We start from the raw sequence: 12,461 nt of genomic DNA on the forward strand, positions 1-12,461 counted from the left end.
ATGTTTAAACGTATAAAAGTCATTACCCTTCTGATTTCGGTGCTGCTTGTGCTCGGTATCATGCAAGTGATTTCCGCCGGTATCTTTATCAACGCGCTGAATAACGATAAAGACAACTTCACCGTGTCGCAGCTCTCCAGCAAGAACGTGGCGGAGTTTACCGATGCGTGGATCAGTCTGAACCAGGCGCGCGTCACCCTGAACCGCGGGATGCTGCGTCTGCAAAGCAGCATGGCCTCTCAGATTAACGGTGGGCAGCTCAATGAGCTGGTCAACACGGCGAAAAATCTGCTCGCCGATGCGCAGGTCCATTACGATAAATACTATGCCCTGCCAAATACGCCGGGCCTGGACGAGAACCTGGCCAAGCGTCTGGAAGAGCAGTACCGCATTTACTCTGCAACGCTGACGCAAATGAACGTTCTGCTGAGCCAGGGCAATCTGGAAGATATGTTCAAGCAGAACGCGGAGCAAAAGCAGACCGCGATGCAGACGGTTTACCGTGAATGGCGCGAAGCGCAGGCAACGCTTACCGATAAAGGCATCCAGGACAATGAAAGCGACTACAAGCGCATCCTGTGGATCCTCTCTGCGGTTATGCTGCTGGTGATTGTGGTGATTATCTCCAGCTGGGTAGCCATGCGCCGCGTGCTGCTGCTGCCTCTGGAAGAGGTGATTAACCATATTCGCGCCATTGCGGCGGGGGATTTAACCCAGCCGATTCAGGCTGAAGGTAAGAACGAAATGGCTATCCTGGCGCGCAACGTTCAGGAGATGCAGACCTCGCTGGCGAACACCGTGGGCGTGGTGCGTGAAGGTGCGGATACCATCTACACCGGTGCCGGTGAAATTTCTGCCGGCAGCAACGACCTCTCTTCCCGTACCGAGCAGCAGGCCGCGTCTCTGGAAGAGACGGCAGCCAGCATGGAACAGCTGACGGCAACCGTGAAGCAGAACGCCGATAACGCGCGTCAGGCTTCCCGTCTGGCGCTGGACGCCTCCTCTACGGCGAAGAAGGGCGGTAACGTGGTTGAAGGCGTGGTGCGTACGATGGACGAAATCGCCACCAGCTCCAGTAAAATCGCGCAAATTACTAACGTAATCGACGGTATTGCCTTCCAGACTAACATCCTGGCGCTGAACGCTGCGGTGGAAGCGGCGCGTGCAGGCGAGCAGGGCCGTGGTTTTGCGGTGGTGGCAGGAGAAGTGCGTACTCTCGCCCAGCGCAGCGCCCAGGCGGCGAAAGAGATCAAAGCGCTCATCGATGATTCCGGCGAGCGCGTGAACGCGGGCTCCCAGCTGGTTAACGAAGCCGGGGAGACGATGGCAGAGATCGTCAATGCGGTCACCCGCGTGACGGACATCATGGGTGAAATTGCCTCGGCCTCTGACGAGCAGAGCCGCGGTATCGACCAGGTGGGCCAGGCGGTAGCCGAGATGGACCGCGTGACCCAGCAGAACGCCTCGCTGGTAGAGGAATCTGCGGCCGCGGCGGCGGCGCTGGAAGATCAGGCTGCCCGCCTGAACGAAGCGGTGGCGGTGTTCAAAATCACCCGCAACCAGGCGGTCAAAGCGGCGCCGGTGAAAACCTACGTGCCCAAAGCGCAGCCCGTAGCGGCGGCGTCTGAAGGGAACTGGGAAACGTTTTAAGGGCTTGCCCGGTGGCGGCTACGCCTTACCGGGCCTACGATTTTGTAGGCCCTGCAAGCGCAGCGCCGCTGGGCAATGCTCACATCTCCGACGCCGGAATGACCCTCGGTTTTTCCGGCTTCGCTCTTACCGCCATCACCACTCCCACCACCAGCAGCGCGATCCCGCAGGCCGTGAATAACGGCGGTAAGCTCTGGCGCATCAGGAAGGTATAAAGCAGTCCGGCCAGGGTTTCGAAGACAATCAGCGGCCCTAAAATCACCGTCGGCAGCTTCTGGCTGGCAATGTTCCAGCACAGCGCGCCCACCCATGAGCACAGCACCGCAATCGCCACCATCAGGCCGATAAAAACCCAGGGTCTTGGCCCGAAGGGTTGGGCGAAGTCTGGCTGTTGATGGCCTAACCAGATGCACGCGCCGGCATAGCCCACCAGCGAGACGGGCAGCGTAACCAGCGCCTGCGCCGTCGCCCACATCATCGGGTGCTTGTCCGGGTTCTCCCGCAGCCAGCGCGCGTTGCGCAGGGCATACCATGCCCAGCACGCCACGGAAATGAACGCCAGCACAATGCCAGAGCCGTAACGCCACAGGTCAACATCCGCCTGCCCGTGACGCAGCTCGGCAATATTGACGCATACCAGCCCCACGGCGGTGCATACCAGCGCCGGCGCCATTTTTGACCACGCCAGTTTGCCATCGCGGTGGCTGTAGAGCCGGTTAGCAAAGACGGGGATGACGACCGGCAGCGTGCCGATAATCATGGTAGATACCGGCGCACCGGTACGCTGAATGGCACTCGCAAGGCAAACGTAGTAGATAAGATTGCCCATCATGGTCAGCGCCAGCGCGGTGCCCCAGTCCTGACGGCTGAGCTGACGCAAGCGCGCGCGTCCCAGCCACGCCAGGGGCAGAGCAATCAGCCCGAGCGCCAGATAGCGTCCGGTCGACTGCAGTATTGCCGGATACTCGGGCACGATCAGCGGGCCGACAAAAATAAGCCCCCACATCATCCCGGCCAGCAGGGCATACAACACTCCACTAATCATTTTTCCATCCACAGGTATTTACGCTGCATGCAGTGTAGGAGGGGAAAATGCGCGCGTATTGTATGAGATTGCGCATTAGCGCCGGGTGACCTGCTTCTGGTAGCGCACGGGCGTAATGCCGTAGCGGCGGGTAAACGCGCGGGTTAAATGGGACTGGTCGGTCAGCCCGGTCGCGGCTGCCACTTCGGCGGCGGGCATGCCGTGGGTGAGGAACGCTTTAGCGCGCCAGAGGCGAATGGCCATCAGCATCTGGTGCGGCGTAACGTGAAAATGGGCTTTGAACTGGCGCTGGAAGTGGTACGGGCTGAGCGAAACGACGCTGGCCAGCTCGTCCAGAGTCAGGGAGTGCATGTAGTTGTCGTGCAGGTACTCGCGCACGCGTTCGAAGCGGTGCGCGCCTTCCTGAATCACCGGCGCGTGATGGGCCAGCGGCTGGAAGGTCTCAATCAGATCCAGCAGTAATCCTTTTTGCGCAAGCGGCTCGTCCGTATGCCACAAGCCGTAAATCAGCCTGCCGATTTGCTGCGAGCGCAGCGGGTCATGACGCGTGACATCGCTAAACCACCAGTGCCGGAGGCCGGTCACCTCTTCCAGCAGATCGGGTTCGATATAGACCATCCGGTAGCGCCAGCCGCCTTCGGTGGCGGATTCGCCGGTATGGATCTCGTCCGGGTTCATGGTGACGACGGATTTTTCCGCCGCGAGATGCTGGGTACCGCGATAGCGAAAGCGTTCGGCACCTGTTTCAATCGTGCCGATCCCGAAGGCTTCATGAGTGTGAGGCTCAAAGGCGTAGTCAGAAATATGCGCGTGATAAAGCTCCAGACCCGGCAACTGCGCCAGATGGCGAAAGCGCGCGCTGTCTCTTTCATCATTAAACTGTTCCGGTACGCCTTGCACGTTGAGCCTCCTCGTGGTCATCTTTTCATTATCAGAGATGACCGCAGTTTATGCACTAAACATCTTTGCCCGGACGGTCTTACGGTAATCCCCCGGTGAAACCGTTGTTTTATGCTTAAACTGGCGATTAAAGTGCGCAATATCCTGATATCCAACCGCATTTGCAATCTCCTGAATACACAGATTGGTGGATTGCAGCATTGTCATGGCGGATTCAATTCTGGCGGTTAATAAATACTGCAGTGGGGACATGTCGGTGGCATTTTTAAAGCGGCGATTAAAGTTGCGCAAACTCATGCCAGCCATATCTGCAAGATTCTGCATGGATATATCCGAGGCGCAGTTGGCTTTTATCCAGATCTGAATTTGAACAATATCTTCATCCGGATGGGGCTTGTTTTCTTCACTATAACACTGACGTTCAAACTGGCTACGAATTTCATGGAAAAATGTCCGTTGAGTATGGGTGGCTACACGTTTCCCGTATATCGTTTCAATAAAATGAATTGTCAGATCTGACAGGGCCTTAACGCTTGCGGCGCAGAAAATATTATCGGCCTGAGTGAGAAAATGTTTTGTCTGTAATTTTACGCTGGGGTAGTCGCGCGAGAATTGTTTGAAGTAGTGCCAGTGGGTGGTGGCAGGCTTTCCGTTGAGCAATCCCGACTCCGCCAGAAAACAGCAGCCCGTTCCGACGGCGGCGATGCGGGTTCCTCGCGCGGCCTGCTCGGTCAGCCATTCCAGAAGTTCAGGCTCTTGTCTGACCACCGCGCGAGGATTGCGCCACAGGGCAGGAAGATAGATAACGTCATAGTGTCTGTCTGCGGCAAGGGTGGTATCGGCGGTAATGCTAAAACCACTGTGCGTCAGAATGGGCTCGCTGTTTATGCCAATGGTATTCACCTTCAGAATATTCTCCGGGCGACAGAGCCTGAAGGGTGACTTCTCCGGTTTGTGCGTGCCTGCGTGGGATGTTTTTTTTTGCTCAGCTAAATAGCTACTGGCTGCCGCTTTCCACATTTCAATCGGAAGACTGAGACCGGAACTTAGCATGCGTTCACATAACACAAATCCTATTTGTGTATTTGTCATTTTTGATTAATACCTGTTTTGACTATTATTTTTGGTGGCTCATCGTTGCCGTGGCCAAAAAAGTCAGCGTTTTGGCTGGATTTTCATATTAGCTTTTGTTGGTAATTTGTAAACTAATATCTGAAATTATCGCACTTGCTTAATAAAATAAATCCACGACCACGAGAGAATAAATTATGGTGAAATTACCCGTAATAACGGCTTTTGGCGGCTATGGTCCAGCTGGGCGTAGTTCTTCACATCATGCATTTCGTCGAATGATTATTGAGTCATTATCGGAAGAGGAACGGCAGGATACGTTATTATCGTTAGCCAACCTGATGGGCGTCCTTAAATATGATGAAGGTGGGTATTGCGACATTTCCGGTAAAAGATTTACACCTGCTCAGGCCGCCGCGAGGATAAAAGACGAGGTGCTTGAGGGAACCCTTATCAGAAATATTACGCGCGACTACTTTGATGTCGATGCTATTGCCGGCCATGCAAAATTGAATATGGCTTCAGGCGAAGAGGGATTCAGTTTTAATATATCTGCCAGGCAATTACCTCAACCCTTACCGGCGGGATGGCACGTTGAGGAATTAGCGGATCGGCGTGTCCGTATTACCGTTCAGGGAGAGATGGACTGCAAAATTGAGGCGTTGCTGCGCACGGAGGTTCAGGCTGCAGGGCTGTTGCCGCAGGGATTCCGTCCGGGCGACCATTACAATTCGCAGTTCCATCCGCGGGCGTTACAAATGGCGATTGTCGGAGCGTCAGACGCCATCAACGCGCTGGGGATCCCGTGGCGAGAGGTACAGGCCAAAATCACGCCGGATCAGCTCGGCGTCTATTCGGGCAATATCATGGGGCAGCTCGACGATTATGGCTTTGGCGGGATGCTGCAGTCGCGCCTGAAAGGCCATCGCGTCAGCGCCAAACAGTGCCCGCTGGGCCTGAACAGCATGTGCGCCGATTTCCTCAATGCGTATGTGCTGGGTAGCGTCGGTCATACCAGCGCCACGCTGGGGGCGTGTGCCACGTTTCTGTATAACCTGAATGCGGCAGTTGAGGATATCAAAGCGGGGCGCATTCGCGTAGCCGTCGTTGGCAGCGCCGAAGCGCCGGTCACCTCAGAAGTGATTGAAGGATTCGATGCCATGGGCGCCCTGGCAACGGAGAGCAAGCTTAAGCACATTGATGAAACGGAAACGGCCGACTGGCGCAACAGCAGCCGCCCGTTTGGCAACAGCTGCGGTTTTGTTATCGCAGAATCCAGCCAGTATGTCGTGTTAATGGACGACGAGCTGGCGCTGCAGCTTGGCGCAGAGATCCACGGTTCGGTGGGGAATGTCTTCATCAACGCTGACGGCTTTAAACGCTCTATTGCGTCAACGGGGCCGGGGAATTACATCACCATGGCGAAAGCCGTAGCCTCTGCGGTATCGATGGCCGGGATAGAGACGGTGCAGAAGGGATCGTTTATTCAGGCGCACGGCTCAAGCACGCCGAAGAATTGCGTCTCCGAGGCCGATATTTTTGACCGCGTTGCGCAAGCTTTTTCGATTCGCGACTGGCCGGTGACGGCGGTGAAATCGTACCTCGGTCACTCCCTGGGCCCCGCCAGCGGCGACCAGCTTATCGGCTGCCTCGGCGTCTTCCGCTATGGTATTTTGCCGGGAATTAAAAGCGTGTCCCACATCGCGCCGCAGGTGAACAATGCGCGCTTAACCATTCCTCTTCAGGACTGCAAATTAGAGGAAGGCCAGGGACAAATCGCCTTTATTAATTCAAAAGGCTTTGGCGGTAATAATGCCACGGGGGTAGTTTACTCGCCAAAGCTTACCCATCAATGGTTGCGCAAACGCTATGGGGAAACGGTGTTTGCGAATTATCAGCAGCGTAACCGCCAGGTGCGACGTCAGGCTAACGCCTACGACGAGGCGGCCTCGCAGGGTGAACTCAATGTCATTTATCGTTTCGGCCAGCAGGGGATAAATGAGGAAGATATTAAGATTGATATGAATGGCATCACCATTCCCGGATTTGAAAAACCGATAACGTACGCGACGGATAAAGAATACCCGGACTTTTAATCGTTATATCTGATTTTATTATTAATAAATATGAGCGGGCCGGGTAAGGGAAATCACCCGGCCGCAGGAAAGAACGGTGACACCGTTAAAGAATGGCTTTAATGCTCTGCGCCAGCGGGGTCGTTGCGCGCCCGATCAGCTTGCTCAGCGTATGGCTATCGTCAAAGAGTCCCCCTTTGGACGCACCCACATCGGAGTCCGCCAGCATATCTGCCAGCCCGGCAGGCAGACCGACGCTTTTCAGCGCGGCGGCAAAATCCGCTTCACTGAGATTCTGGTAGGTTACCGGCTTCCCGCTCTGTTTGCTGAGTTCAGCCGCCAGTTCGCTCAGCGTCCAGCCGTGGTCGCCCGCCAGTTCGTAGACCTTGCCCGCGTGGCCCTCTTCTGCGATCACTTTGGCGGCCGCCGCGGCATAGTCGGCACGGGTGGCAGAGGCAATTTTGCCTTCGCCTGCCGCACCAATAAACACGCCGTGTTCCAGCGCAGGCGGCGCGCTCGCCAGGTAGTTTTCGGTATACCAGCCATTGCGCAGCAGGGCATAAGGGATGCCGGACGCCGCCAGCGCTTTTTCAGTGGCAACGTGTTCAACGTGCAGACCCAGCGGGGAGTTGTCCGCATGCAGCAGGCTGGTGTAGGCGATAAATTTCACGCCTGCCGTTTTGGCGGCGTTAATCACGTTCTGGTGCTGGGTTGCGCGCTGGCCGACTTCGCTGGAAGAGATCAGCAGCAGCTTATCCACGCCGCTCAGCGCGGCGGTGAATGCGGCTTCATCCGTGTAGTCCGCCTGGCGAACCACAATTCCCTGCTGGCTTAAGGCCTGCGCTTTCGCCGGGTTACGTACGATGGCCACAATCTGGCTGGCCGGTACGGTTTTCAACAGCTGTTCGATAACGAGATGGCCAAGCTGGCCGGTAGCACCGGTAATCGCGATCATGATGAATCTCCTTCGTGTTTGTCTGGTGTTGTGGCACACTAGCACCATAGCTAACTTTTAGTAAGTACGTACAAAAAGGTAAGTATGAAAACAACGATACCGACGCTCAGCGAACAAATGCGCGATGGCAATCTTTTCGCGGAACAGTGTCCTTCACGCGAGGTGCTCAAACACGTGACCAGCCGCTGGGGTGTCCTGATTCTGCTGGCCCTGCGCCAGGGAACGCATCGCTTTAGCGATCTGCGCCGTAAAATGGGCGGGGTGAGCGAAAAGATGCTGTCGCAGTCACTCCAGGCGCTGGAGCTGGACGGGTTTGTCGATCGCGTGTCGTATCCGGTGGTGCCGCCGCACGTAGAGTATAGTCTGACGCCGATGGGGATTGAGGTCAGCGAGAAAGTCGCCGCGCTGGCGGACTGGATTGAGGTGAATACCCCGAAGGTGATGGCGAACAGGGACGATCGTGCGGCCTGATGTCTTCACCCTGACCTAATGCCTGCGTGGGCGACCCCCTCTCCCTTGAGGGAGAGGGCTGGGGTGAGGGGGAACATATAACTCTGGTGGTCATTCCGTTCACTTTATGTTCCTTGCTACTCTGTAACGACATGGCCTGTGAACGTGCCAGGGCGGCTCAATCGCCGCCGCCCTGGCGACCCGGGCTCCCGGCGGTAAATCGCCGCTTCGCGGATTGCTCGCCCCATCCCTGGGGCTCACCCTTTCAGGGCCAGCTCAGGCGCTGTCCAAAATTGCTCCCGGCAATTTTGTCCTCAGCTTATTCCTTCAGGCTATCGGGTCGGGCATGAGCCTGCATCCCTGCAGGCCACGCCCTCTCGGCGCATCCTTGCGCCTCGCCCCGGCCTTGCGGAAACGCTTCGGCGATTTACAACCGGACCAGGGCATCGCTGCAATTCATTAATTTTTCTGAAGAAATATTCATCGCTTCGAGTTGGAAAATTACTGAGGACCCCTCTCCCATAGGGAGAGGGAACAAACACGAAAAACGGCAACGTATGTTGCCGTTTTGTTTTTACTTGCTCAAATCCACCTGATAAATCGCGAACCCGATATCATCCGTTGCGACCTTCTTCATCGGATACTGGGCTTTATCCTTGATAAACGCGGCTGCTTTATCGGATGGCGACGTTTCAAAGCGGATATCCAGTTTCGTATCGCTGTGGATCGGCGCGAGACGCCAGTTGTTGTCCACCGCCGGATGAATTTCGCCCGCCTTCTTCGACTCCGCGCTGATCCACGCCGCCAGCACCGAGCGGTTCTCATCCGGCGAGGCAAAGGCGATGTGGCTATCTCCCGTACCGGCAAACTTACCGCCGTAGGCGCGGTAGTTATTGGTCACGACCAGGAAGGTGGCATTCGGGTCGATCGCCTTGCCGTTGAAGGTCAGGTTTTTGATGCGCTCCGCCTGCGGGTTGATCGCCTGACACTCGCCGTCATATTTCGCCGGCTGGGTGACGTCAATCTGGTAGTTCACGCCGTCGATCACGTCGAAGTTATAGGTACGGAAGCCGTCCCAGTTAATCAGCGACTGCGGCTTACTGCTGTGCGGGTCAATCTGGTTAAACTGTCCGGCAGAGCACTCCAGCCACTCTTTCACCTCCTGGCCCGTCGCTTTTACCACCACCAGCGTGTTCGGGTAGAGATAGAGATCGGCGGCGTTACGGAAGGTCAGCTGGCCCTTTTCGACTTCAACATAGCTTGCCGGGTCGTTCTTACGCCCGCCCACCTTGAATGGCGCAGCCGCTGACAGAACCGGCAGTTTTGCCAGATCCGGATCGCCCTGCACAAAGTGTTCCGCATAGGCTTTCTGCGCCATGTTGACGACCTGAACGGTCGGGTCGTCCTGCACCAGCGCCAGGAAGCTGTACATGTTATCGGCGGATTTGCCGATCGGCTTGCTGACGAATTCGCGCGTGGCGTCGTGATCGTGCTTCAGCACGTCGACCAGTTTTTTATCTTCCGCCGCCAGAGATTTTTTAGCCGCAGCGTCGTAAATCGGGCGCGCTTCGGCTTTTGACTGCGTCACCTTCCAGCTGCCGCCGTCGTTATTCAGCACCAGATCCACCACGCCAAGATGGTCGCCCCACATGCCCGGCATCACCGAAGGCACGCCGTTGAGCGTCCCTTTCTCAATGTCCGCTCCTTTGATGCTGGCGAAATCTTTGCCCGGGAAGACCGCGTGGGCGTGGCCGAACAGGATCGCGTCGACGCCCGGGACTTCACTCAGATAGTAAACGGAGTTTTCTGCCATGGCCTGATACGGATCGGCGGAGAGACCCGAGTGGGCGACAACGACCACCAGATCGGCGCCTTTTTCGCGCATTTCCGGCACGTATTTCCGCGCGGTTTCGGTGATGTCGTTAACGGTCACTTTGCCGTCGAGGTTGGCCTTATCCCACGTCATGATCTGCGGCGGCACAAAACCGATATAGCCGATTTTCAGCGTCTGTTTTTTACCGTCCTGGTCGACGACGTTTGTCTCTTTAATCAGGTAAGGGGTAAAGAGCGGCTTTTGCGTCTTAACGTCGATGATATTGGCGTTAACGTACGGGAATTTCGCACCGGCCAGGGCGTCATGCAGGTATTTTAGACCGTAGTTGAATTCGTGGTTGCCGAGGTTGCCGACGGTATAGTCCAGGGTGTTCATCGCTTTATAAACAGGATGGATCTCGCCTTTTTTCAGCCCCCTGGTCGCCATGTAATCCCCGAGAGGACTGCCCTGAATGAGATCGCCATTGTCGACCAGCACGCTGTTTTTCACTTCGCCACGCGCCGCATCGATCAGGCTTGCCGTGCGTACCAGGCCGAATTTTTCCGTCGGGGTATCTTTGTAGTAATCGAAGTCCATCATGTTGCTGTGCAGATCGGTCGTTTCCAGAATACGCAGATCTACCGTCGCCGCCTGTACGCTTGCTGCAATCAGCGTCGCCAGAAGCGTTGCACTAAACTTAATCATCAGAGGAGTCCTTTTTTCGATGCAGAGCACAAAAGAGTATGTATCTATAGCTTGTTGCTTACAGAAATGTGAATCCTGACAGAAAAAAGTAACCTGAAACCGGAATTGCTTCACAGATAGCGGAATTGTTCACATTACGATATAACTAAAACAAAGAGTTAACCTCACTGCGTTAACAAAGAGGTGGAAAATGCTAGATAAAATTTGTCAGCTCGCACGGGATGCGGGAGATGCCATCATGCAGGTGTATGACGGTAGTAAACCTATGGAGGTGGTCAGCAAGGCCGACGACTCTCCGGTCACGGCGGCGGATATCGCGGCGCATAAGGTGATCCTGAAAGGATTACAGGTTTTAACGCCGGATATCCCCGTTCTGTCAGAAGAAGCGCCGCAAAGCTGGGACGAGCGCCAGCACTGGCAGCGTTACTGGCTGGTCGATCCGCTGGACGGGACAAAAGAGTTCATCAAGCGCAACGGTGAATTCACCGTCAATATCGCCCTGATTGAGAAGGGCAAAGCGGTGCTGGGCGTGGTCTACGCGCCGGTGATGAAGGTGATGTACAGCGCTGCAGAAGGGAAGGCGTGGAAGGAAGAGTGCGGCGTGCGCAAGCAGATCCAGGTGCGCGATGCGCGTCCACCGCTGGTGGTGATTAGCCGCTCGCACAGCGACAGCGAGCTGCAGGAGTACCTGCAGCAGCTGGGTGAACACCAGACCACCTCGATTGGCTCATCGCTGAAATTCTGCCTGGTGGCGGAAGGCCATGCGCAGCTCTACCCTCGCTTTGGGCCAACCAACGTCTGGGATACCGCGGCAGGTCATGCCGTTGCCGCGGCCGCCGGGGCGCATGTTCATGACTGGCAGGGCAAGCCGCTGGACTATACCCCGCGCGAATCCTTCCTCAACCCCGGCTTCCGCGTCTCTATTTACTGAGCCAGCAGCTTATGCAGCAGGTCGACAACCTGCTGCACCTCTTCCTGGGTTAACGCGCCGTCTTTCGCCCACTGTACGCGACCCTCTTTATCCAGCACGATAATCGCGGAGCTCTCTTCTTCCAGCTGCCAGGCCTTACGGGTTACGCCGTTGCTGTCGACGATAAACTGCGACCACGGATAGAGCTTTTTATTGCTCTCAAGGCTTGAGCGCACAAACATCCCGGAGCCCGGAATGGCGTCGTCGGTGTTAACAATGGTGGTCGTCTGGTAGCGGTCGTGAGGGAATTTTGCGGCCTTGATCGCTTCCACCAGGGTAGCATTTTTCTCTTTTGCGGATGTACGACCGGCAATATGTTGTACAACTCTCACTTTGCCCGCGAGCTGCGCGCTATTCCAGGCTTTGTAGCTAAACTTATCATTGTCGAGAATCAATTCTCCCCGGTCAGCAATGCCGACTGGCGGTACACGTTGTCCTTTTTCAATGTTGTGAGCGGAAGCCCACAGTGGCAGCAGCAGGCAGGCTGCTGCAAGGATATTACGTAGGGTCATGGCGTTTCCTTATTGTTTGCAGGTGATCCGACCACTTGGTCTTGCGCTTTTAATCATAAGTGCGATCAATGGGGTTTTCCCGCAATCCCGATGCCAGTTTGCGGGCGAACGCACATATCCATGAAAAAACGACGGCTTATACTGCGCCCGGTCACGCTTTGCAAAGATTATTCTGAATAATTGTAATCAAACGGTAAATAAACTTATGCACACTGGGTAACACCGTAGTTCTGGTCTATAGTCATTGGGCATTAAAATTTGCGCTCAGGACAGTCGGGCCGATTGTGGCACCGCAAGAGCGTATGATTCGCAGGA

Annotated in this window: 10 protein-coding genes; 4 read left to right on the forward strand and 6 right to left on the reverse strand. The window is 55.8% G+C overall.

Annotated elements, in window-relative coordinates; translation table 11 throughout:
* Window positions 1-1,650, forward strand: a complete 1,650-nt coding sequence (locus QMN93_RS09545) for a methyl-accepting chemotaxis protein (RefSeq protein ID WP_182382946.1) — start codon at window positions 1-3, stop codon at window positions 1,648-1,650.
* A gap of 79 nt (window positions 1,651-1,729) precedes the next feature.
* Here the strand turns inward: QMN93_RS09545 and QMN93_RS09550 are convergent, their stop codons facing one another.
* The 3 genes from QMN93_RS09550 to QMN93_RS09560 all read right to left on the reverse strand — a co-directional run bounded on the left by QMN93_RS09550 (window position 1,730) and on the right by QMN93_RS09560 (window position 4,687).
* Window positions 1,730-2,695: a DMT family transporter gene (locus QMN93_RS09550; protein ID WP_182382947.1), complete on the reverse strand. Its 966-nt coding sequence runs from the start codon at window positions 2,693-2,695 to the stop codon at window positions 1,730-1,732.
* Window positions 2,696-2,770: 75 nt separating this feature from the next.
* Window positions 2,771-3,595: an AraC family transcriptional regulator gene (locus QMN93_RS09555; protein ID WP_064673129.1), complete on the reverse strand. Its 825-nt coding sequence runs from the start codon at window positions 3,593-3,595 to the stop codon at window positions 2,771-2,773.
* Between the two features lie 48 nt (window positions 3,596-3,643).
* Window positions 3,644-4,687 carry a GlxA family transcriptional regulator gene (locus QMN93_RS09560; RefSeq protein ID WP_226852589.1) on the reverse strand — a complete coding sequence of 348 codons (1,044 nt, stop codon included), beginning with the start codon at window positions 4,685-4,687 and terminating at the stop codon, window positions 3,644-3,646.
* Window positions 4,688-5,307: 620 nt separating this feature from the next.
* Between QMN93_RS09560 and QMN93_RS09565 the strand changes: the two genes are divergently transcribed.
* Complete coding sequence (locus QMN93_RS09565) at window positions 5,308-6,762, forward strand: beta-ketoacyl synthase (protein WP_226852590.1); 1,455 nt, start codon at window positions 5,308-5,310, stop codon at window positions 6,760-6,762.
* A gap of 85 nt (window positions 6,763-6,847) precedes the next feature.
* Here the strand turns inward: QMN93_RS09565 and QMN93_RS09570 are convergent, their stop codons facing one another.
* Window positions 6,848-7,696 carry an SDR family oxidoreductase gene (locus QMN93_RS09570; RefSeq protein ID WP_033144480.1) on the reverse strand — a complete coding sequence of 283 codons (849 nt, stop codon included), beginning with the start codon at window positions 7,694-7,696 and terminating at the stop codon, window positions 6,848-6,850.
* 84 nt (window positions 7,697-7,780) lie between these two features.
* On the opposite strand from QMN93_RS09570, the gene QMN93_RS09575 reads away from it, so the two are divergent.
* Window positions 7,781-8,167: a helix-turn-helix domain-containing protein gene (locus QMN93_RS09575; protein ID WP_032651400.1), complete on the forward strand. Its 387-nt coding sequence runs from the start codon at window positions 7,781-7,783 to the stop codon at window positions 8,165-8,167.
* A 553-nt stretch (window positions 8,168-8,720) separates the two neighbouring features.
* Here the strand turns inward: QMN93_RS09575 and QMN93_RS09580 are convergent.
* Complete coding sequence (locus tag QMN93_RS09580) at window positions 8,721-10,664, reverse strand: bifunctional 2',3'-cyclic-nucleotide 2'-phosphodiesterase/3'-nucleotidase (protein WP_064673132.1); 1,944 nt, start codon at window positions 10,662-10,664, stop codon at window positions 8,721-8,723.
* Window positions 10,665-10,854: 190 nt separating this feature from the next.
* Here QMN93_RS09580 and cysQ point away from each other — a divergent pair, with 190 nt between their 5' ends.
* Entirely contained in the window at window positions 10,855-11,595 is a 741-nt protein-coding gene (gene cysQ, locus QMN93_RS09585) for a 3'(2'),5'-bisphosphate nucleotidase CysQ (protein ID WP_193138793.1), read from the forward strand.
* Here the strand turns inward: cysQ and QMN93_RS09590 are convergent.
* The gene (locus QMN93_RS09590; RefSeq protein ID WP_047059492.1) at window positions 11,589-12,146 is read right to left on the reverse strand and encodes a YtfJ family protein; all 558 of its coding nucleotides are present in this window, start codon (window positions 12,144-12,146) and stop codon (window positions 11,589-11,591) included. The genes cysQ and QMN93_RS09590 overlap by 7 nt on opposite strands.
* Window positions 12,147-12,461: the final 315 nt, after the last annotated feature.

The organism is Enterobacter sp. R-1.6.2 (assembly GCF_035064085.1).
Classification (GTDB): Bacteria; Pseudomonadota; Gammaproteobacteria; order Enterobacterales; family Enterobacteriaceae; genus Enterobacter; species Enterobacter asburiae_B.

Coding starts and splice junctions, on each gene's coding strand:
- QMN93_RS09560 (WP_226852589.1), bottom strand. CDS start 4,687: ATGACAAATACACAAATAGGATTTGTGTTATGTGAACGCATGCTAAGT.
- QMN93_RS09550 (WP_182382947.1), bottom strand. CDS start 2,695: ATGATTAGTGGAGTGTTGTATGCCCTGCTGGCCGGGATGATGTGGGGG.
- QMN93_RS09545 (WP_182382946.1), top strand. CDS start 1: ATGTTTAAACGTATAAAAGTCATTACCCTTCTGATTTCGGTGCTGCTT.
- cysQ (WP_193138793.1), top strand. CDS start 10,855: ATGCTAGATAAAATTTGTCAGCTCGCACGGGATGCGGGAGATGCCATC.
- QMN93_RS09570 (WP_033144480.1), bottom strand. CDS start 7,696: ATGATCGCGATTACCGGTGCTACCGGCCAGCTTGGCCATCTCGTTATC.
- QMN93_RS09580 (WP_064673132.1), bottom strand. CDS start 10,664: ATGATTAAGTTTAGTGCAACGCTTCTGGCGACGCTGATTGCAGCAAGC.
- QMN93_RS09575 (WP_032651400.1), top strand. CDS start 7,781: ATGAAAACAACGATACCGACGCTCAGCGAACAAATGCGCGATGGCAAT.
- QMN93_RS09565 (WP_226852590.1), top strand. CDS start 5,308: ATGGACTGCAAAATTGAGGCGTTGCTGCGCACGGAGGTTCAGGCTGCA.
- QMN93_RS09590 (WP_047059492.1), bottom strand. CDS start 12,146: ATGACCCTACGTAATATCCTTGCAGCAGCCTGCCTGCTGCTGCCACTG.